16 protein-coding genes are annotated in these 20,910 nt (G+C 64.0%); 13 read left to right on the forward strand and 3 right to left on the reverse strand.

Annotated elements, in window-relative coordinates; translation table 11 throughout:
- Nucleotides 1–189: 189 nt before the first annotated feature.
- The gene (locus C471_RS08690; RefSeq protein WP_394295188.1) at nucleotides 190–798 is read right to left on the reverse strand and encodes a trimeric intracellular cation channel family protein; all 609 of its coding nucleotides are present in this window, start codon (nucleotides 796–798) and stop codon (nucleotides 190–192) included.
- A 142-nt stretch (nucleotides 799–940) separates the two neighbouring features.
- On the opposite strand from C471_RS08690, the gene C471_RS08695 reads away from it, so the two are divergent.
- From C471_RS08695 to C471_RS08730, 8 genes are all read left to right on the forward strand, one after another.
- A complete protein-coding gene (locus C471_RS08695; protein WP_004048281.1) occupies nucleotides 941–1,264 on the forward strand; it encodes a DMT family transporter in 324 nt (107 codons plus the stop codon).
- Nucleotides 1,265–2,674: 1,410 nt separating this feature from the next.
- The gene (locus tag C471_RS08700) at nucleotides 2,675–3,919 is read left to right on the forward strand and encodes an MFS transporter (protein WP_004048290.1); all 1,245 of its coding nucleotides are present in this window, start codon (nucleotides 2,675–2,677) and stop codon (nucleotides 3,917–3,919) included.
- A 156-nt stretch (nucleotides 3,920–4,075) separates the two neighbouring features.
- Nucleotides 4,076–4,585, forward strand: a complete 510-nt coding sequence (locus C471_RS08705) for a universal stress protein (RefSeq protein ID WP_049909162.1) — start codon at nucleotides 4,076–4,078, stop codon at nucleotides 4,583–4,585.
- A gap of 160 nt (nucleotides 4,586–4,745) precedes the next feature.
- Entirely contained in the window at nucleotides 4,746–6,197 is a 1,452-nt protein-coding gene (xacF, locus tag C471_RS08710; protein ID WP_004048293.1) for a 2,5-dioxovalerate dehydrogenase, read from the forward strand.
- 170 nt (nucleotides 6,198–6,367) lie between these two features.
- A complete protein-coding gene (locus C471_RS08715) occupies nucleotides 6,368–7,300 on the forward strand; it encodes a dihydrodipicolinate synthase family protein (protein WP_004048295.1) in 933 nt (310 codons plus the stop codon).
- A gap of 126 nt (nucleotides 7,301–7,426) precedes the next feature.
- Nucleotides 7,427–8,506 (forward strand): mannonate dehydratase, encoded by a 1,080-nt coding sequence (locus tag C471_RS08720; RefSeq protein ID WP_049909180.1) that lies wholly within the window; start codon nucleotides 7,427–7,429, stop codon nucleotides 8,504–8,506.
- A 46-nt stretch (nucleotides 8,507–8,552) separates the two neighbouring features.
- Entirely contained in the window at nucleotides 8,553–9,410 is an 858-nt protein-coding gene (locus tag C471_RS08725; protein WP_004048297.1) for an NAD-dependent epimerase/dehydratase family protein, read from the forward strand.
- Between the two features lie 54 nt (nucleotides 9,411–9,464).
- On the forward strand, nucleotides 9,465–10,523 hold the full coding sequence (locus C471_RS08730; RefSeq protein ID WP_004048298.1) for a lactonase family protein: 1,059 nt from the start codon (nucleotides 9,465–9,467) through the stop codon (nucleotides 10,521–10,523).
- 54 nt (nucleotides 10,524–10,577) lie between these two features.
- Here C471_RS08730 and C471_RS08735 read toward each other — a convergent pair whose 3' ends face one another.
- A complete protein-coding gene (locus C471_RS08735) occupies nucleotides 10,578–12,335 on the reverse strand; it encodes a glycoside hydrolase family 2 protein (protein ID WP_004048299.1) in 1,758 nt (585 codons plus the stop codon).
- Nucleotides 12,336–12,542: 207 nt separating this feature from the next.
- On the opposite strand from C471_RS08735, the gene C471_RS08740 reads away from it, so the two are divergent.
- The 3 genes from C471_RS08740 (at nucleotide 12,543) to C471_RS08750 (ending at nucleotide 15,589) form a co-directional block, all read left to right on the forward strand.
- Nucleotides 12,543–13,322 (forward strand): IclR family transcriptional regulator, encoded by a 780-nt coding sequence (locus C471_RS08740; RefSeq protein WP_004048300.1) that lies wholly within the window; start codon nucleotides 12,543–12,545, stop codon nucleotides 13,320–13,322.
- Nucleotides 13,323–13,641: 319 nt separating this feature from the next.
- Nucleotides 13,642–14,658, forward strand: coding sequence for a mannonate dehydratase (locus C471_RS08745; protein WP_080505556.1), 1,017 nt, complete (start codon nucleotides 13,642–13,644; stop codon nucleotides 14,656–14,658).
- A gap of 106 nt (nucleotides 14,659–14,764) precedes the next feature.
- Entirely contained in the window at nucleotides 14,765–15,589 is an 825-nt protein-coding gene (locus C471_RS08750) for an SDR family oxidoreductase (RefSeq protein WP_004048302.1), read from the forward strand.
- 49 nt (nucleotides 15,590–15,638) lie between these two features.
- Here C471_RS08750 and uxaC read toward each other — a convergent pair whose 3' ends face one another.
- A complete protein-coding gene (uxaC, locus tag C471_RS08755) occupies nucleotides 15,639–17,003 on the reverse strand; it encodes a glucuronate isomerase (RefSeq protein ID WP_004048303.1) in 1,365 nt (454 codons plus the stop codon).
- Nucleotides 17,004–17,698: 695 nt separating this feature from the next.
- On the opposite strand from uxaC, the gene C471_RS08760 reads away from it, so the two are divergent.
- On the forward strand, nucleotides 17,699–20,572 hold the full coding sequence (locus tag C471_RS08760; protein ID WP_004048304.1) for a bacterio-opsin activator domain-containing protein: 2,874 nt from the start codon (nucleotides 17,699–17,701) through the stop codon (nucleotides 20,570–20,572).
- 187 nt (nucleotides 20,573–20,759) lie between these two features.
- A complete protein-coding gene (locus C471_RS16300; protein ID WP_004048306.1) occupies nucleotides 20,760–20,903 on the forward strand; it encodes a rubrerythrin-like domain-containing protein in 144 nt (47 codons plus the stop codon).
- Nucleotides 20,904–20,910: the final 7 nt, after the last annotated feature.

A 20,910-nucleotide genomic window follows, 5' to 3' on the forward strand; every position in this document is an offset into this window, starting at 1 on the left:
CGTTCTCGCCGTCTCCTCGATGAAATAGTTCGGTTGTCCCGGCTTCGTTGTCTCCGTGGGGTGGTAGTAGCTGATGTCTTTCCGATCACGTTTGAAACGATCGACCGGTTGCGGCTTTCGATGCCCGGCGGCCCCGGATGGTGTTCAGCGACGGCTCGTCGGTCTTACGGGGAGTTCAACGGAGCCGAGTCACTCTCTTTGCAGTTCCAAGTTCTGTGCGGTCGGGAGGTTCCAGCCGTACGTGACCGCGGCCAGCCGGGTCCCGACCGTCACGATCGCGCACGCAACGGCGGCAGTCCCGGCACTCACTCCGAGCGTTTCCACCGTCCAGTACGCGCTGCCGCCGAGGACCGCACAGCTCGCGTAGAAGTCCTCGAAGAGGATGAACGGGGCCCGGTCGAGGAGAATGTCCGCGAACGCGCCGCCGCCGACGGCGTTGATCGTCGCGATCGCCACGACGCCGAACGCTGACACGCCGACCTCGGTCGCGACGATCGCGCCGGCCGTCGCGAAGGCTGCCAGCCCGATGGCGTCCGCGACGAGGGTAACCGGATGCGTCTCCGGAGCGGACAACACGACGTTCAGCCCGAGCGCCAAGGCGACGCCGAGGAGCCCCAACCCGATCTCGATCGGAGACTGCAGTGCGAGCGGGACACGCGCTACGAGGAGATCGCGGGTCGCCCCGCCGGCGAACGCCATCGCCAGCCCGACGATGACGATCCCCAACAGGTCGAACTCCTCGCGGATCGCCTTCGACGATCCGACGAGCGCGAACGCGATTAATCCGATCGTGTTCATCACGGCGAACGGATCGCCGAACAACACAGTACCGAGGCTCTGACTCACTACTGCGGGCTACGAGCGCGAGAATCTTGAGTGTGCCGCCGTCGTCGCGAGGCACATCGAAAGCTTTCTCGACGCCGTCGACGAACTCGGCGTGATGTCGTGGCTCATCCTGTTCGTCGCCGGCCTGTTCGAAATCGCGTGGGCCATCGGGCTAGAGTACTCCGACGGCTTCTCAGAGCCGATACCGACGGCTGGTACGGTCGCCGCGCTCGTCATCAGCATGGTGTTGCTCGGGAAGGCGGTACAGGATCTCCCGATCGGGACCGCATACGCCGTGTGGACCGGGATCGGCGCCGTCGGAACCGCGTCGCTCGGAATTCTCTTGTTCGACGAACCGGCGACGGGCGCTCGCCTCCTCTTTATCTCCGTGATCGTCTTCGGAATCGTCGGGCTCCATCTGGTCTCCGGCGGCCACTGAGACTCTCGCGTTGACGCTGCGGTCGATCGCAACACTTCCGCCGATATCCTCGGAAGTATTCATTCCTAATACAATTTCTGTACCTGACATATTTGAGATATGGGGAGAAATTCGATTCGGGTCCGGTTTCGAGGAACTGGCGGGTAGTTCGTGATCGGGAGACGACGATCGATATCTGACCGGTGGACTGGCGACGAGCGGCGGCCTCGATGCTTTTCGAAGGTCCCTGTAGAGCAGTTTTTTCGGACCGGAGGCGTAATAGCCACCGGATCGAGTTAGAGACGCTATATCGGTGGAAGAACAGCGTATCGATGCTAATCTCGCCCAAATAGACAGAGCGACGCCACGGGCGTTCCGTCGGAAGTGACTCGGTACCGATACTGAGAACCGCTAACATAACACACACATAATATAGTATGGGTTTTCAAGAAATAACCAATTAAACATAATATAAATATATCTTAACTTCGGGAACGCCTACTGTTAGCCACACTGTCCGTCGTCTGTTCAACAATCTCGAACGCAGGAAACAACGCATTACATACGTACTATTGTAACACATATTCTCCGCAGTGCGGGACTCCGTCTCGATCACGTTCGCGGCACCCTGTCTCTCGGGCGTGAATTCGCCGTCGATACGGTCGACGTCAAGCCGGTGTTTCGGCCCTGCGATCGAGATAGCGATGTTCTTCGAATCGGGCACCTCGACGGTGATCGGTACGCGATGTACCCGATACCGGGACCTGCCCTCATAACCGTCGTCCTCGCGGCGCCGATCGACTGCGAGGCTGACACGGGTACGTGGCTTGGTAGCTAGTGCAATTGTGACGGGCGAGACCGTCGTGTTCGAGGAACTGTAGGTTCAGTCGGTACCGACCGCCTTCGTGGGTCGCATCTTCTCAGGCCGTTGAGGCCTTGAGACGGGCGTGAGCGCCGCTTTTCCGCATATTGAGTTCGTCCGCCGGTTCAGGGATCCGACAGGGGCTCTCCCCGGATGTTCAATTGTATCGAACGGATTGTCCCCGTAGCCGATTCGGGTGCTTCCTCTCGACGGGACCGTGCTGTTATCCACACGGCCCGCTGCCATCGTTACTAGTTAACAATCAACTATTTCCACGGACACCAGTCGTTCAATATCATCAGACAGAATTTCTCCGAAAGCCACGCGAGAAGCTGCTCGGCCAAGTCTCACGAGATCGGTGAGGGAAGGGTCAGGACCGTTTGTGGGTGTCGCTCGACGAGGTGAGGTAAAGCGAAGAGCCGCCATCTGCGGATGCGACGACACCTCACATTTGGAAAGATATTTATAATGTTTGTATATAATTGAGTGTGTATGCAACGCCATCCCATGGACGGTAGACTACAGACTGCGCACAGTCCAGACGCCTGGACGAACCCTGGTGAGTGAGTATGTCGGAAAGCTATTCTGAGTCATTCAGGTGGTCGAAGCTCCTGACGCTGGTGTTGATCGGGATCATCCCCTCCTTCTCGGGGGCGCTGATCAACCCGACTATTCCCGCGATCCAGCAGACGTTCTCGCACGTGCCGAACTCCGAGACGCTGGCACAGCTGGTCAGCACGACGTCCGCGTGGATCGTGATCGTCGTCGCGCCCCTCACGGGATACCTGCTCGACAAGTACGCCCGAAAGCCGATTCTGATCGCCGCGGTCGTCATCTACGGGGTCGGGACGAGCATCGCGTTCCTTCTCGATTCGATCTACCTGATCCTCGCGACCCGCATCCTCGACGGCATCGCCGTCGGCGCGCTCATGGTGACCGTTCCGACGCTCATCGCCGACTACTATTCGGGCGGGCGGCGCGAGTCGGTCATGGGGTACTACGGGGCCGTGCAGGCGGGCGGTGGCGCCGTCGCGGCGGTCCTCGGCGGCTACATCGCGGGGACCCTCGGCTGGCGGTACATCTTCCTGGTCTTCGCCGGGGCGCTGCTGTTCGTCCCGCCGATCCTCCGGCTCCTGCCCGAACCGGACGTCAAGGAATCCCAGCGCGACGACGAGATCGGCCGGCTCGAGGCCGTGGCGAAGCTCGTGCGAGAGTCGCCCGTGAAGGTCATCGCCGGGATCTACTTCCTCGTGCTGTTCGGCATGCTGACGAACAACCTCATCATGATCGAGGTCCCGTACTACCTTCAGGGCTCGCTCGGAGTGAGCGACTCTCAAACCGGGCTAATCATCTCGAGCGTCATGATCGTCGGCGTGGTCATGGCCTCGATGTACGGCCGCATCAAACAGCACTTCCGGCATATCACGCTCATCACGATCGGGTTCGCCCTGGCAGCGACGGGCTTTCTGCTGTTCACCACCGTGGAGGTCTTCCCGCTGGTGCTGGTCGGCATCATCGTCGCCGGCGGAATGGGATTCGGACTGCTCCTGCCGACGGTGAACGACTGGATCGCGTCGATCGTGCAGGAGGAGGTCCGCGGGCGGGCACTCAGCGGTGTGACGATGATGATGTACGGCGGGTTCGCCCTCTCGCCGTTCGCTCCGATGCCGCTGGTCGACGCGTTCGGACGCGTGGGGATGCTTCGTACCGTCGGCTTCCTCCTGCTCATCGTCGCGGGCGTACTCATGACGACGTGGTTCGTCAGCCGCTCCGGTGCGCCGCCGACGCCGGACAGGTCGATCTCTGACGACTGATCTGCGGACACGATCGCCCACGTGACCGCCGGCGACCGGTCGCCCACTTCATCGTGTACCGTTTGGGCGGAGGGACTCTTCGTGGGGGCTATTTGTTACATATTACCCGTTCTGAAAATATAAATTTACTTGTGTCTGGTGAATTTAGATGCCTCCGTGACCATCGAGACAGTGCTGTTGCCAGTCAGCGACTCGGACGAGAACCGGATCAATCGACTCACCGATGCCGTCTTGGAGATCGCCGCACCGATCGGTGCCACCGTCGTGGTGGCACACGCCATTCCGGACGAGGACGACGGCATCGTGACCACGATACCGGCGATAAGCGGCGGGAACTACCCGCAGGTGCTCTCCCAGCACGAGTACGACGACCTGCTCGACCGGTATCCCGACGACGACCACTCCGTCGACGAGGTCGTCGCCGAACACGAGACCGTCCAGTCGGTGACGGACCGCCTCGACGACGCCGGCGTCGAGTACGAAGTTCGCGGCGCGGTCGGCGACCCTAGCGAGGCGATCTTCGAACTCGCCGGAGACGTCGACGCCGACCGGTTCGTTATCGGCGGTAGCCGCCGGACCCCGACCGACAAGGCCGTCTTCGGGAGCCTGTCGCAGACGCTGCTCCTCGAGGCGCCCTGTCCGGTGACCTTCGTCCACGCCGATTGACCCGACGCCGACATCGACTCAAACGCCGATACCGACGCCGACATCGACTCTGACGCCCACACCGACGCCGACGACTGCGCCAGGTGCGACCGCCCCGCGAGTGCGACCGACTGACCGCTTTATCAAAGCATTTGTATCAGCGGCGGCGATTCCGAGCCGGATGCCAACAGTCAGCGAGAACTACGTCGATGGAGAGTGGACCGTCTCTGAGACGGGTGAGACGTTCGCCGTCCGGAACCCGGCGGAGCCGTCGTCGATCACCGGACGGTTTCAGGCCTCCGCGCCCGGCGATGTCGAGGTCGCGGTCGCGGCCGCGGTCGACGCGCAAGAGGAATGGGCGGACACGCCGGGTCCGGACCGCGGCGACGTTCTCAAACGCGCGAGCGAACTCCTCGAATCGCGGAAGGAGTCGGCGACCGAGCGGCTCGTCCGCGAGGAGGGGAAGACGCGCTCCGAGGCGGCCGGCGAGGTTCAGCGCGCGATCGACATCTTCGCCTACTACGCCCAGAAGTGTCTCGACCTCGGCGGGATCAGCAAATCCGCGAGCGGACGGAACACGGATCTGTACACCAAACGCGAGCCGCTCGGGACCGTCGCGCTGATCACGCCGTGGAACTACCCGGTCGCTATCCCGGCGTGGAAGCTCGCCCCCGCGCTCGCCGCGGGGAACACGGCCGTCATCAAGCCCGCCTCCGCCGCGCCGGGCATGACGGCGCTCCTCTTCGAGTGCCTCGACGAGGCCGGGCTCCCGGACGGGGTCGCAAACATGGTGACCGGCTCGGGCGGCGACGTGGGGACGCCGCTGGCCGAGCACGACGACGTGGACGGCGTCTCGTTCACCGGCAGCACCGCCGTGGGGACCAGCGTCGCGCAGAGCGCCGCGAACGATCTCAAGCGCGTCCAGTGCGAGATGGGCGGGAAAAACCCGACCGTCGTGATGCCGAGCGCCGACATCGACGAGGCCGCGGAGATCCTCGGCGTCGGCGCGTTCGGGACGACGGGCCAGTCGTGTACGGCCGCCTCCCGCGCGATCGTCCACGAGGACGTCTACGACGAGTTCGTCGAGGCGGTGGTCGCGTACGCGGACGACGTCGCGATCGGGCCCGGGCTCGACGACCCCGATATGGGCCCGCACGTCTCCGAGAGCGAACTCGAGTCGACCCTCGAGTACGTCGAACTCGGACAGGAGGAGGGAGCGACGCTCGAGACCGGCGGCGAACGTCTCTCGGGCGGCGAGTACGGCGACGGCTACTACGTCGAGCCCGCGGTGTTCTCCGACGTCGACAACGACATGCGGATCGCGCAGGAGGAGATCTTCGGACCGGTCCTGTCTGTCATCGAGGTGGCGGACTTCGAGGAGGCGCTGGCGGTCGCGAACGACATTGAGTACGGGCTGTCCGCGAGCATCGTCACGCAGGACCTCACCGAGGCCGACGAGTTCGTCGACGGCGTCGAGGCGGGCGTCGCGAAGGTCAACGAGAAGACGACCGGGCTCGAACTCCACGTCCCCTTCGGCGGGTACAAGAACTCCTCGACCAACACGTACCGGGAGCAGGGTGACGCCGGGCTCGACTTCTTCACGTCGACGAAGACGGTGTACCGGAACTACTGACCGCGCGGACGACCGGAGACGTACGCAGTCGAAGAACGGATGCGGTCGAGGTCGCTCGATCGCGAGGCCCCCTGCCGGATCGCTTTTCGCCCGTCAGCGACCGAGTGCGGCAGTTGTAACCGCCCAACGATGGATTTAACCGCTACGGGCGTATCGTGAGACATGATGCCATGACAGCGGAGAAGGTCAAACAGCGACTGCGAGACGTAGCCGTCGGAGTGCTCACGCCCTTCGACGAGCAGCGAGCGATCGAGTACGACAAACTCGGGGAGAACGCGAGAACGCTGTACGACGAAGGGATGCGGACGTTCCTGGCGGCCGCGAACATCAGCGAGTACCACTCCCTCTCACGGCGAGAGCGGATCGAGAGCGTCGAGGCGGTGGTCGAGGCGCTCCCCTCGGACGCGTGCGTCCTCGCCGGCGTCGGCGGGAGCACGGCCGACGCGCTGGAGCTGATCGAGGCGTACGACGAGATCGGTGCCGACGCGATGATGATCATGCCGCCCGATCACACCTACCTCCACGAGCGGGGGTTACTGGAGTACTACCGCGAGCTGTCGGCGGGATCGGACGCGCCCCTCGTTCCGTACGTGCGCGGGTTCGATCCCTCGGCCGAGTACCTCGCGGACCTCACCCGCGTCGACGGCGTCGTCGGGGTGAAGTACGCCCTGGAGGACCCGGTGAAGCTGGGCGAGGCGATCCGCGCCGGCGCCGACGACGTGGTCTGGGTCAACGGGCTCGCGGAACCGTACGCCGTGTCCTTCTGGGCCGAGGGCGTCGAGGGGTTCACCGCCGGCGTGAGCAACTTCCGACCGGAGGTCGGCCGGGAGCTGTTCGACGCGCTCACCGAGGGCGACTGGGAGCGCGCCCGCGCGCTCAGGGACATCTGTCTCCCGTACCAGCGACTCAGAGACGAAACGGGGCGGAACAACGCGCTCGCGGGAGCGATCAGCGTCCCGGCCGTCAAGAAGGGACTCGAACTCGCCGGGCTGCACGGCGGAGCCGTGCGGGAACCGATTCGCCCGCTTCCGCCCGAGGCGGCCGACCGGGCCGAAGCGATCTACGACGACCTCGACGACGACATCGATCGACTCATCGGCTGACGGGCCAGCGAATCGAGCGAGACCCGCTTCGACGAGCCGAGTACGCACCGACGATGTCCAACCGATCGACACGACGATACCGACGTAAGCACGGAACAAGATACCATGTCACAGGATCACGATTCGATGAAACGGAACCGACCGAGCACCGACGGAGACCAGCTGCCGCTCAGGACCGGCCTTCGGACTCGAACCCTGTCGGACGACCGCCTCGCGTTCTGCCGGCAGATCGGCGTCGAGGACGTGTTCCTCGACCATCGGTCCCCGCGCGGCGACGTGTTCGAGGACGAGGGGAGCGGAGACGACGAGACGATCACCATCGACGACGGGGTCGTTCCGAGCGTGTCCGAGCTCGTCCAGGCTCGCCGGCGCGCGGAGGACGCCGGGCTTCGGCTGATGGGGATCCAGTCGCTGAGCTACAACGTCTACGGGAAGATCATGCTCGACAAAGAGGGGAAAGAGAGCCAGCTCGACACGATCAAACGGCTCATCCGGAACCTCGGGAGCGCGGACATCCCGATCCTCGGGTACCAGTGGAACCCCCGCGGGGTCGTGCCGATGCGGACCTCTCAGACCGTGCGCCTACGCGGCGGAGCGCGGGGTCGAGAGTTCGACATCGACGACCTCGACGAGCCGTACGAGCCCGTCGACGACCTGGAGCGCGAGTACACCGAAGCGGAGCTGTGGGACAACTACGAGGCGTTCCTCGAAGAGGTGCTTCCCGTCGCAGAGGAAGCCGGGGTACAGCTGGCGCTCCATCCGGCGGACCCGCCGACGGTGGAGCAGCTCGGCGGGATCCCGCGCCTGTTCCGGAACTTCGAGGCGTTCCGGCGGGCGATGGAGATCGTCCCGAGCGACAACCACGGGCTCAAGCTCTGTCTGGGGTGTTTCTCAGAGATGCCGGACGCGGACATCGAGGAGGTGATCACGCACTTCGGCGAGGACGACGACATCGTGTTCGTCCACTTCCGCGACGTCGTCGGCACCTGGCCGCGGTTCACCGAGACGTTCCTCGACGACGAGCAGAGCAACTTCGATCCCGTGGTCGCGATCGAGCAGCTCCGCGCGGTCGGCTTCGACGGCGTCGTGGTTCCGGACCACGTACCCGATGTCGTCGGCGACACCGAGTGGGGCCACCGGTCGCGCGCCCACGCGGTCGCCTATCTGAACGGCGTCCTCGCGTGTGCCGACGACGGGGGACGGTGAGTCGACACGCTCGGAGGACCGTTCGAAAGGCCATCAACACATCCGCATGAATGTCCTCGTAACCGGGTCCTACGGCAGATGTGGGACCGCGATCATCGACCATCTCGACGGCGACTCCAGATACGACTTCACCTATTTGAACCGGTCTGACCGCCCGGCCGAGCACCGCTACGGCGGCTTCGACACCCACGTCGCGGACATCGCCGACTACGACGCGATCCGCCCCGCGTTCGACGATCAGGACGCCGTCGTGCACCTCGCGGCGTACCCCTACACGGACGGCGCGTGGGAGGACGTGCTCGAGCCGAACGTCGTCGGGATGCGCAACGCGCTCGAGGCCGCCCGCGACGCGGAGGTAGAGACCTTCGTGTTCGCCTCGACGAACCACGTGATGGGGATGTACGAGGAGGAACACGCTCCGGAGCTGTACGACCCGGACTACGATCTGCGGCTCGACCCGACCGATCCGGTCCGTCCCGATTCGTGTTACGGGGCGACGAAGTCGTTCGGGGAAGATATCGGGCGGTACTATACCGAGCGGTACGAGTACCCCCGACGGTTCTACGCGCTCCGGATCTGTTCGGTCCTTCCCCACGGGATCGATCACCCGTACGGGCGGGCCGAACGTCGCGTCGAAAACGGAGAGATCGAGCGCGGTAGCGACGCCTACGACCGCTCGGTAACGCGGACGAAGGCGACGTGGCACTCCCGCCGTGACTTCGCCCACCTGGTCGAGCGGTGTCTCGTCGACAGAAGCGTGACGTTCGACGTCTTCAACGGCGTCAGCGACAATGACCGGCGGTGGTTCTCGATCCGGAACGCGCGGGAGCGACTCGGGTACGACCCGGACGACAACGGCGAGGAGTGGGACGGGCCGCCGACCGACTCGGACACCGCCGTATGAAAGCACGAATTACGGACACGACAGAACCCCTCATGACCACGAACACAGACCACTATGACGACAGCTGAACGCATAGCCGCCGTCGGGACGTACGGCGCGGCGACGGACGAGGGCGTCCACACCGTCGCGGTCGATCCCGACACGGGAACGATGCGCCGACTCGACGCGGTCGCGGCCGGCCCCGACCCGACGTTCGTGACGTTCGATCCGTCGGGAGAGCACCTCTACGCCGCGGTTCGAGAAAGCGAGGAGGGCGTCATCCGGTCGTACGCGGTCGACCGCGACACCGGCGAACTGACCGAGCGAGACAGCGCCCGAAGCGGGGCCGCGGCACCCTGCTACTGCTCCGTCGACGAGACCGGTGAATTCCTGCTGGTGGCCCACTACGCCGGGGGCGCCGTCTCCATGCTCCCGCTCGACGCCGCCGGCGGCGTCGACTCGCCGGCCGAGGTGATCGAACACCGCGGGTCGAGCGTCGATCCGGAGCGGCAGACCGCGCCGCACCCCCACTCGATCACGCTCGGACCGGAGAACCGGTTCGCGTACGTGCCCGACCTCGGTACCGATCAGGTCCACGTCTACGCGGTGGAGCGCGACGAGGCCTCGCTGTCCCGGGTCGACGCGCTCGATCTCGCTCCCGGGGCGGGGCCGCGACACCTCTCGTTCGCCCCGGACGGCGATCGGGCGTACCTGATCAACGAGCTCGACTCGACCGTGACCGTCCTGCGTCGGAAATCTGACGGGACGCTGACCGAACGAGCGACTGTCTCCACGCTCCCTCCGGAGTTCGCGGGAGACAACAAGACGGCAGAGATCGCCGTCCATCCGTCCGGGAAGTTCGTCTACGGGTCGAACCGCGGCCTCGACACCGTCGTCACGTTCGCCGTCGACGGGGAGACGATAGAGCGGGTCGACCAGACGCCGACCGGAGGGGAGTGGCCGCGCCACTTCGCGATCGCTCCCGACGGCGAGCGGTTGTTCGCGGAGAATCGCCACACGAACGACATCGTCGCGTTCGACATCGACGCCGAGACCGGCGCCCTGTCGCCGACGGGGGAGTCGCTGTCGGTTTCGGAGCCCGTCTGCATGCGGTGGCGGCCGGATCGGGATTGACGGTCGGCGACGGCACTCCCCGCGACTGCGACACCACCGACATCGACTGCGGCGTCAGCGCTGCGTCTGGTAGAAGTCGCGCAGCACGTGGAAGGCCTGCTTCTTCCGGCCGTGCTGGTCGACCACGCCCTTCCGGTTGTAGCCGCGCTGGAACTCGTTTTGCCGCATCGGGGCGCGGAAGTCGAAGAGGATCCACGGCGAGAAGCCGACGATCTGGTCGTTCTCCGCGGCGGCCTTCGTCTGCCCGCGGTAGATCTCCGCCTGGTGCTCTTCGGTCCATCGCTCGTCCGCGTCGCCGTGATGGCCCCACTTGGCGCCGCCGCCCGTCTCCGAGATGACGACGGGCGTGCCCTCGGGGTCCTCCTGGAACGCCTGCATGTTGTCGGCGTCTCCGTAGTACCAGCCGTGGTACTCGTTGATGCCGATGACGTCTAAGTGCTCTTGCAGCGGATCGCGGATCTCGAGGCCGTCGTCGGTCTCGTCGACGAAGCAGGCGGCGGTCACGAGCCGCGTGTCGTCGAGGCTCCGGACGTACTCCGCCATCTCCGGGAGGACCTCGTTTCTGGTGTCGTCGGTGTGGTCCGTCTCGTTCGCGATGGACCACATCGCGACGGAGGGGCGGTTCCAATCGCGCTGCACGAGCTCTCGGAGCTGCTGTCGGTACAGCTCCTGAACCTCTTCGTCGCCGAAGTCGATGTCCCAGTAGGCGGGGACCTCCTCCCACAGGAGGATCCCCTCCTCGTCGGCCCGCCGAGCCATCTCCTCGGTGTGCGGGTAGTGGGCCAGTCGGGCGTAGTTACAGCCGAGCTCGTTGATCCACCGGAACCGCTCCTCGATGTCCTCCGCGTCGAGCGCGCGGCCCTTGCCCGCCGACTCCTCGTGCAGCGCGATGCCGCGCAGCCAGAGGGGCTCGCCGTTGAGCAGCACGTCGCCGTCGCGGACACGCAGATCGCGGAGCCCGACGCGGTCCTCGACGGCGTCCCCGCCGGCCTCCACGCGGACCGTGTAGAGGTGGGGATCCTCGGTGCTCCACAGCGAGACCTCCGCTTCCGGGATCCGAAGCGCTCCGGTGAACTCGCCGTCGCCGGCGGGTTCGAGCGCTGTCTCACGGTCCAGCTCCGGGAAGGCGACCGACACGGACGGGTCGTCTCCGTCGGCGCCGTCGATCCACGCGGAGACGCTCACGTCGACGGTCCCGTCGTCGAGATCGGACTCGACCTTGAAGTTGCGCACGTAGGCGTCCGGGACCTCGACCAAGTCGACGGAGCGGTTGATCCCGCCGAAGTTGAACCAGTCGGTCGACTCGTTGGGGATGCCGTCCTCGTACCGCTGGTTGTCGACCTGGACGACGAGCACGTTCTCGCCGTCCTCCAGCGCGTCGGTCGCCTCGAAGCTGAAGGGCGTGTATCCGCCTTCGTGCGTGCCCAAGAGCTCGCCGTTCAGCCAGACCTTCGTCTTGTAGTTGACCGCGCCGAACCGGAGGAAGGTCCGGTCAGCGCCGGCGGCGGCGTCTCGGTCGAACGTGCGCGCGTACCAGACCCACCCTTCGTAGTGACGGAACTCGGGGATTTCTTCCCCCAAACTTGAGGGAACCGCGACGGAACGACCGTCGTGGATGTTGAAGTCACAGGGGTCATTCTCCTCCGACGCACCGGGCTCGTAGATGGACTTCACCGCGAATCCGGCCGGGTTGTCGTCCTCCTCGTCGAAGAAGTCCTCGAAGTATCCCTCGAAGTTCTCGTACTGGTCTGGGATCGCCTGCCAAGTCCCGTCGAGCGATCGCGTCTCTCGAGGGTGTGCTAACAGGTGCATCGCCTGTAACTGGGGCTACGAGTGTATTAAAAATACTGGAACGATCGATCGGTCCTGCGCGCTCGTCGTACACTTCGGCGGTCCTGTCGCCGGAAACTGGAATCGCCGATGGTGGCCCGGACGCTCCGCTCCGGTTCAATAGTATTGGATTCGTCCGGGCCGTAAAAATGAACCAACGCTAAGTCGCCGCCGACCGATCGATCGGTCATGATCGACGACGACACCGCTCCCGGGGGACGACAGATCGATTCCGTGGAAAACGCGTTCAACATCATCGAATCGATTCAGGAGCTCGAACAGTGCGGTGTCACCGAGCTCGCCGACCACCTGGATATCCCGAAGAGCACGGTGCACATTCACCTTCAGACCCTTCGAAACCTCGGGTACGTCGTCAAGGAGGACGGGAAGTACCGGCTCGGGCTCCGGTTTCTGGAGCTCGGCGGGCGGGTCCGCCATAACCGCAGTATCTTTCAAGTGGCGCGGTCGGAGGTCGACGACCTGTCCCGGTCCACCGGCGAAGTCGGAACGATCGGGTACGAGGAGAACGGGCAGCGGGTGCTCGTGTACCGCACGGAGCCGTTCGAGGGCGTCTCGGACAACGCTCCGACGGGCGAGTTCACGGAGATGCACTGGACTGCAGTCGGGAAGGCGCTCCTCTCGCAGCGGACCGACGACGAGATCCGGGATGTCGTCGAGCGCTTCGGGCTTCCTCGTGCGACGGAGAACACGATCACGGACCTCGACGATCTCCTCGACGAGATCGGCGAGATCCGCACACAGGGATACTCGATCGAGGACGAAGAGCGGGTCAAAGGAGTAAAATCGATCGCGGTTCCGATACGTGACGACGCGAACCAGGCCGGCAACTCCGCCATCTCCATCAGCGGCCCGAAACACCGGTTCGACGAGGATCGGATCCACTCGGAGCTCCTCCCCTCCCTCCGCAACGCCGCGAACGTCATCGAACTCCAGTACGAACACTACTGATCGGTGCCGCTCGGTGAGGGCTCTCGCTCGAAGTCCGTCGTTGAGCGCGTTCCATTACAAACGTAATAATGTAACACAACTGCCCGATCGGATCCGGAACTGTTCAACTCTGATGAACAGCAATCACCGCAGATTAGCGGACAATGTGCGGCGTTACATCGGGATACACGGAGCTATCGAGACGTTTTGGCCGTCCGACATCACTGATCACCGTCCACCGTGTACCGGCGACCCGACCTGATCATCGATCGGACCCGTTCGGGCCGAAAAGACCCTGTAGAGCAAATTTTATCTACGAGTGCCTAATTATTGGTGACACATGGTTCGACTATCGCTGATCTTACCCCCGGAGCCGGACGACCGGTGGCATCTCGCCCGGCAGATGGGTGTGACGAGCGCGGTCGTTCACCCGCTGGAGATCGGGGACGACAAGACGAACTGGACGTACGACGAACTCAAGGGGATGTCCAACTGGTTCGAGGAGGTCGGCATCGACCTCTCGGTCATCGAGGGATCCGTGCCGCTCACGGACCGCGTCCGCTTGGGCTTGGACGGTCGCGACGAGGACATCGCGGAGTTCAAGCAGTTCCTCCGCGACTGCGGCGCGGTCGGGATCCCGGTGGTGTGTTACGACTGGATGGCCGGTGTCAGGTGGGCTCGGACCGAGGCCCACGTCGAGACGCGAGGCGGGGCGTACACGACCGGGTACACGGACGAACGGATGTCCGGGGGCCCGGAGATCGACCACGCCGACGTGACGCGCGACCAGCTTTGGGACGCGCTCGAACACTTCCTGACCGAGGTGGTCCCCGTCGCCGAGGAGGCCGGCGTAAAGCTGGGGCTCCATCCGGCGGACCCGCCGATCGACTCGGTCCGCGGGATCCCGCGGCTCGCCAACAGCGTCGAGTCCTACGACCGGATCCTCGACATCGTCGACAGCGACCACAACGGCGTGACGTTCTGTCAGGGGAACTTCGCCGCCATGGGCGTCGACGTCCCCGAGGCCATCCGGCACTTCGGCGACCGGATCAACTTCGCGCACTTCCGCGACGTGGAGGGCGAGGCCGACGACTTCGTCGAGACGTGGCACGACGACGGCCCGACCGACATGCTCGCGGCGATGCAGGCGTTCGAGGACGTGGGGTTCGACGGGCCGATGCGCCCGGACCACGTCCCCACGATGGCGGGCGAAGACAACTCTAACCCCGGATACCACACGAAGGGGCGGCTCTTCGCCGTCGGGTACATGCGCGGGCTCTTGGAGCAGACGACGGCGAACCGTGGCGGGAGCGAGGGCCGCGAGCCGGCGGTCAATCCCGAGACGAGCGCGGATTGATCGCGAGTACCGTCCGACCGCTTTCCGCTCCGAGCCGGTCCGAGAACCGACGAAACGGACGAAAAATACATCACGACGTGTCCACGAGGTAGAGACGAGTCAGACAATGAGCGTTCCCAACGACTTCGATATCGACGACAAGGTGTGCGTCGTCACCGGCGGCTCCGGCGTGCTCGGCTCCGAGATGGCGCGCGCGCTCGGGGAGAACGGCGCGACCGTCGTGATCCTCGCACGCGGCGAAGAGAAGCTGCGCGAGACAGGAGAAGAGCTCGCGGCGGCGGGGATCGAGCACCTCACGGTGTCGGCGTCGGTCCTCGACCGCGCCGAACTCGAGGCGGCCGCCGAGACGGTGATCGACGAGTACGGTCGGATCGACGTGTTGATCAACGCCGCGGGCGGCAACAGCGCCGACGCGACCACCGGCCCCGACACCTCGTTCTTCGACCTCCCGGTGGAGGGGTTCCAGCAGGTGCTGAACGTCAACTTCACCGGCACCGTGCTCGCCTCGCAGGTCTTCGGCGAGTACATGATCGAGAAGGGGACGGGCTGTATCCTGAACGTCTCCTCGATGAACGCCTACACGCCGTTGACGAAGATCCCGGCGTACTCCGGCGCGAAGGCCGCGGTGTCGAACTTCACCGAGTGGCTCGCGGTCCACATGGCACACAACTACTCGACGGACATCCGCGTGAACGCCATCGCGCCCGGGTTCTTCCTCACCGAACAGAACCGCTACCTGCTCATCGACGAGGAGACGGGCGAGTACACGACCCGCGGACAGACGATCATCGACCACACGCCGCAAGGCCGATTCGGACGGCCGGAGGACCTCTCCACGACCGTCCTGTGGCTCGTCTCGCCGGGCGCGGAGTTCGTCCACGGCGCGTCGATCCCCATCGATGGCGGATTCTCCGCGTTCAGCGGTGTCTGAGCACTTCCCGAGTCTCTCGTAAAACAAACGACAAACGGCCGTCCGCGACCTAGAAATCCCACAGCTCCGCCGGACGCTCGTACGCCACCTGTCGCACGCGGTCCTCGGCGACCGTCATCGGCATCTGACCGCGCTCGACCATCTCTCCGACCACGTTCGCCAGCGATCGGCGGAACATCTCGAAGCGGGAGCCGAACGACAGGAGTTTTCGCGAGTCGCTCACCATGCCGCCGTAGTTCGCGAGGAGGTCGACGGTCCCCACGTACTCCAGCTGCGAGCGGATCCCGTGCGGGCTGTCGTTGAACCACCACGCCGCGCCCACGCTGACGTTGGGAAACGCGCGGGCGACGGTCGCGACGGTCGGGTAGTGAGTCGGGTCGACGACGTAGAGGACGATCTCCAGCTCCTCGTCGAAGCGGTTGAGGAAGTACCGCAGACCGTCCGCGAGGTCGAGGTCGCCCGTGGAGATGTCACCGCCGGCGTCGGCTCCGAGCTCGTCGTACAGCGAGTCGCGGTAGTCGCGGACCGGGCCGATGTGGAGCTGCGTCACCCAGTCGGTCTCGCGGTTCATCTCGCCGATCCGCTCGAGGACGAACGCCTCGAAATCGGCGACGTCGCCGTCGGTCAGCGCTTCGCCGGCAGCGGCGCGCTCGTACACGTCGGCGGCCCGTCGCCGGTCGACCGACCTCGAACGGATCTCGCTCAGTCCGTGGTCGCTCGCCCCGCAGCCGTTGGCCTCGAAGTACTCGTGACTCGTTCGGAGGGCGGCGAGAAATCCGTCGAAATCGGACACGTCCGTGTCGGTGGCGTCGCCGAGCGTCGCGACGTACTCACGCCAACCCGCATCACCGATACCCATCGCGGCGTCCGGCCGCCACGTCGGACGCACGGTGACGTCGTCGAGCTCGTCGGCGAGGGTCCGGTGGTGCTCCAGATCGGAGGTCGGATCGTCCGTGCTGGAGACGACTTCGACGTTCATCTCTCGGAGGAGGCGTCGCTGGCGCATCGCCGGTTCGTCGAGCGCCGCCTTCGTCTCCTCCCAGATCTCGTCGGCGGTGGCCGCAGAGATCGGCTTCTCGATCCCGAAGCGGCGCTTCAGATCGAGGTGGACCCACTCGTAGGTGGGGTTGCCGGCGAACTCCGGGAACACCGACGCGAGCGCGTTCCACTTCTCGCGATTGGTCGCGTCGCCCGTGATCTTCCGTTCCGACACACCCCGCTTCCGCATTAGCTCCCAGACGTAGTGATCGGTCTCTCCCTCCACCTCCCAGATGTCGTTCCAGCCCTCGTCTCGCGCCAATGCCGCCACGTCGACGTGGCTGTGTGGATCGAGGATGGGCAAGTCGCTGATCTCGTCGTACAGCCGACGGGCTGACGCCGATTCGAGCAGGTAATCCTCGTCGAGGAACCCCATACTCGCTGGTCCGTCCGTGAGCCTATTAAACCCGTTGTGGTCGTCGACCTCCTCGCGGCGGTAAATTACGGAGAATCGAGGAGAAAGCCTCGCGCTTCAGCGCGGGGAGGATGTCAATCGTTGACCATCTCCTGTGCCAGTTGTTTTAGAACTCTTATAAATTTGCTATAGTATACGTCGATCTAAATTATATCCTCCGCGCAGATTTACAGAAAAGTGTCCGTAGTGAAAAGTGACCGTAGTTTGGACACTCTCGCTGCCTAGAGTGACAGATCATTCTCTTTGCAGGAGGGGCGTACACTGCCAATATCGGTGACGATCTCGTTCACACCGAGCCCGTTAACAACGTGACCCTCTCTTCCAGCGAGCCGTCTACCGATCTTATGAACCGGTTCTGGATGCAAAACCAGGGCGCCGATCTCCGAAATAGTCTAATTCCTGTATTGTATATTAAACCGATATATCGAGTGACCGGGGTTGTACGTCGGCCTTCATCGTTCGTCTTCGTGCCCTCTGGCGTTGGAGTATCTGATTTGGTCTATCACTGCCACTGACGTTGACAGAGCGACCCGGAATAACACCCCCGGTTGATTATTAAACAGTAGAGGTTTTGTTTGTCCATTGAGTATCTGCCGGTATCGTCGTCTCACTGCACATCGAACCGAACTCCGTGATTGGCACCCACCGCTACGCACATGGATTCCACGACGAGTAGCGTTCTCGACACGGCCGCCATCGTCGTCGTCGGCGACACGCCGTGGATAACGTCGTACGCCGGTGCGCTCCGGGAGACGTTCGATACAACGGTCCACACCGTCTCGACGGTATCGGCAGCCCGAGAGAGGCTTCGACAGACGACCGTTGACTGCGTCGTTACGGACTACGATCTCGAAGAGTCCACCGGCATCGATCTCGTCCGCCGCATCCGTGATACGTCGGCCACCCTGCCGGTGATATTGGGCACGACAGACGGCAGCGAACGACTCGCCAGCGAGGCCATCGAAGCCGGTGTCACCGATTATCTCGCTGTCACTGACCCGTCGGACGACACCCTCACCGATGCCTTACGGCGAACTGAGCGAGCCCTCCGGAGGTCTCAGCGCTCAGCCACACAGCGCGAGCGTGCGCGACAGTTCGACGCCATCTTCCACGAGACCAGATCGGCCACGTGGGTACTGGCTCCCGATGGGACGCTTACGCGTGTCAACCAAGCCGCCCGTGACATGGTGGACACGGACGCTGATACCGTCGTCGGTGACCTGTTCTGGACGCTTCCCTGGTGGCCAGACGACGGCCAGACGAGAGCGGATATTCGTCGGCTTGTAGAGGCGGCCGGGGCCGGCGAGTTCGGGCACGCCGTCGTCATTCAGGACGCCGCAACGAACTCCAGCGTTCTGGATCTCTCCGTGCAGCCGGTCACCAACGAACGCGGAGACCTCGTCTCGATCATTGTCGACAGTGTCGATATCACCGATCGCGTCGATCTGGAGCGGGAACTCCGGCGCTCCGAGAAGCTCCACCGCGTCACGCTCAACAATATGACCGATACCGTCCTCATCACGGACGAGGACGGAGAATACACGTACGTCTGCCCGAACGCCCACTTCATTTTCGGGTACACGGCCGACGAGATCCGGGAGCTCGGAACGATCGACGCCCTGCTCGGCGATGACCTCTTCGACCGCGAGAGGCTCGCCGACGAGGGAGTCTTAAAGAATATCGAGACGACGGCCACGGACAAGGCCGGCCGCGAACACACGCTGTTGGTGAACGTTCGCGAAGTCGCTATTCAGGACGGGACGCTGCTGTACAGCTGTCGAGACGTGACGAAGCGAAAGCAGCGCGAACAGTCGCTGGCCTCTCTGCAGGAGACCGCCCGAGACTTCCTCTACGCGGAAACCCACCAGGAGATCGCCCAGCACGTCGTCGACGACACCTCGGACGTTCTGGGTCTCGAGGCCAGTGCCGTCTACCTCTTCGACGCCGACGAGAATCATCTCCAGTCGGCCGTCCACTCGCAGGCGATGCGGAACGCCCACGGTCCACTGCCTGCCGTTCACGCGGACGGGAACGACCTCGTCAGCCACAGTTTCGTCGAAAACGAAGCGCGCTTTTTCGCGGACGTCCACGACGCTGACCGTCTTGCGAACTTCGCGACTGACCTTCGAAGTGCGGCATACATCCCGCTCGGCAATCACGGTGTGTTCGTCGTCGGCTCGACAGAGGTCGGCGTGTTTGACGACGTCACGCGGGAGCTTGCCGACCTTCTCGCGGCAACCGCAGAGGCGGCGCTCGACCGCGTTGACCGCGAGTCGCGGCTTCGCGAACAGGACCGTGAACTTCAGCGACAGAACGACCGGCTTACCGCGCTCAATCAGATCAACGAGACCATCCGTGAGATCGATCAGGCGCTCGTACAGTCCGAGACCCGCGAGGAGATCGATCACACCGTCTGTGACCGCCTCACGGCCGACGGCCGCTTCCAATTCGCTTGGATCGGCACGCTCGATGAGCCGAGCGAGACAGTGACACCGCAGGCGTGGGCCGGCACTGATCGGGGCTATCTCGATACGCAGTCGTTCCCCGTGGCCGCTGCGGACGTTGAGCCCGCCGGTCGGACCGCGGCATCTGGAGCGATGACGCTCGTCTCGAACGTTGCGGCCGATCTCCGCGCAGCCTCGTGGCGCAAGGACGCAATTTCACGCGATCTGCTTTCCGTGTTGAGCATCCCGCTGGTGTACAACGACATCTCGTACGGCGTCCTGACGGTGTACGCGACCACGCCGGATGCCTTCGGTGAGACCATCCAGTCTGTGTTCGCGGAACTGGGAGAGACGATCGCCGCCGCCATCAGCGCGAGTGAGCGCAAGCGAGCACTGCTCACCACCTCGATGACCCGGGTCGAATACACGGCTACCAATCCGTCATTCGTGCTGACGCAATTAGCGAAGGCCGCCGACTGTACGCTCACTTACGAAGGCGGCGTCCAACAGACCGTCAGCGGCAACTACGTCTTCGTCACTGTCGGGGATGTACCACTTGACGACGTCGTCGACGCGGCGGCTGGCCTCCGGATCGTTGAGGATGTACAGCGGATCCGTGGCGGTGACTCCGGAGGCGTGGTACGGCTCCGATTATCTGAACCGTTCCTCGCGACGGAACTTGCTGACCACGGTGCCGTCCTTCAAACTGCAACCGCCGCAGAATCGAACACCGAATTGGTCATCGATGTCGCTCAGGGCGTCGAAGTCAGGCACGTCACCCAATTCGTTAGCGAGCGGTTCAGCGATGTCAAGCTCACGTCAAAGCAAACGCGGGAACAGGCGTCCGAACACGGGCTTTACGCGTCAGTGCTTGACCAGCTGACCGTCAGACAGCTGGAGGTTCTGGAGACGGCGTACTACAGCGGGTTCTTCGAGTCCCCGCGAGAGGCGACGGGAGAGGATGTGGCCGACTCGCTGGACATCTCTCCGCAGGCCTTCTATCAGCATATTCGAACTGCACAGCGGAAGCTGTTCACGGCCCTAATCGACGATCATTCGCCCGTCGTCACTCGGTCTCTCAACTGAACGTAACGGCCGGTTCGTACGTCTTACCACCGGCGGATGATTGTCCGGCTCTCCGTTATCCGTGGATTGAATGATAAACCCTACTGCACACTACTTGCGTTCATACTCAACTACTACATACTCCCTCATACGGCCACTTCGTTTTGGTAGAGTGCCCTGCGAGAGACCGCCGGGACTCTCAACCACCATGAGAGACGCCTCCCAAAATTCGGCCGCGGAATCGGCCTACGAGTGCTTCGAGTGCGGAAACGTCCTGCTTTCGGAAACCAGCCCCGGTAAGTGTCCCGACTGTGGCGGTGAGATGCGGAACCGACACATGCCGATCGAATAACGATGAC

Source organism: Halorubrum saccharovorum DSM 1137, from assembly GCF_000337915.1.
In the GTDB taxonomy this organism is placed as follows: Archaea; Halobacteriota; Halobacteria; order Halobacteriales; family Haloferacaceae; genus Halorubrum; species Halorubrum saccharovorum.

What these genes read in the sequence shown, in the direction of transcription:
- C471_RS08695 (WP_004048281.1), top strand. Translation starts at nt 941, where the DNA reads ATGTCGTGGCTCATCCTGTTCGTCGCCGGCCTGTTCGAAATCGCGTGG.
- C471_RS08735 (WP_004048299.1), bottom strand. Translation starts at nt 12,335, where the DNA reads ATGCACCTGTTAGCACACCCTCGAGAGACGCGATCGCTCGACGGGACT.
- C471_RS08715 (WP_004048295.1), top strand. Translation starts at nt 6,368, where the DNA reads ATGACAGCGGAGAAGGTCAAACAGCGACTGCGAGACGTAGCCGTCGGA.
- C471_RS08720 (WP_049909180.1), top strand. Translation starts at nt 7,427, where the DNA reads ATGAAACGGAACCGACCGAGCACCGACGGAGACCAGCTGCCGCTCAGG.
- C471_RS08690 (WP_394295188.1), bottom strand. Translation starts at nt 798, where the DNA reads ATGAACACGATCGGATTAATCGCGTTCGCGCTCGTCGGATCGTCGAAG.
- xacF (WP_004048293.1), top strand. Translation starts at nt 4,746, where the DNA reads ATGCCAACAGTCAGCGAGAACTACGTCGATGGAGAGTGGACCGTCTCT.
- C471_RS08725 (WP_004048297.1), top strand. Translation starts at nt 8,553, where the DNA reads ATGAATGTCCTCGTAACCGGGTCCTACGGCAGATGTGGGACCGCGATC.
- C471_RS08750 (WP_004048302.1), top strand. Translation starts at nt 14,765, where the DNA reads ATGAGCGTTCCCAACGACTTCGATATCGACGACAAGGTGTGCGTCGTC.
- C471_RS08730 (WP_004048298.1), top strand. Translation starts at nt 9,465, where the DNA reads ATGACGACAGCTGAACGCATAGCCGCCGTCGGGACGTACGGCGCGGCG.
- C471_RS08700 (WP_004048290.1), top strand. Translation starts at nt 2,675, where the DNA reads ATGTCGGAAAGCTATTCTGAGTCATTCAGGTGGTCGAAGCTCCTGACG.
- uxaC (WP_004048303.1), bottom strand. Translation starts at nt 17,003, where the DNA reads ATGGGGTTCCTCGACGAGGATTACCTGCTCGAATCGGCGTCAGCCCGT.
- C471_RS08740 (WP_004048300.1), top strand. Translation starts at nt 12,543, where the DNA reads ATGATCGACGACGACACCGCTCCCGGGGGACGACAGATCGATTCCGTG.
- C471_RS16300 (WP_004048306.1), top strand. Translation starts at nt 20,760, where the DNA reads ATGAGAGACGCCTCCCAAAATTCGGCCGCGGAATCGGCCTACGAGTGC.
- C471_RS08760 (WP_004048304.1), top strand. Translation starts at nt 17,699, where the DNA reads ATGGATTCCACGACGAGTAGCGTTCTCGACACGGCCGCCATCGTCGTC.
- C471_RS08745 (WP_080505556.1), top strand. Translation starts at nt 13,642, where the DNA reads ATGGTTCGACTATCGCTGATCTTACCCCCGGAGCCGGACGACCGGTGG.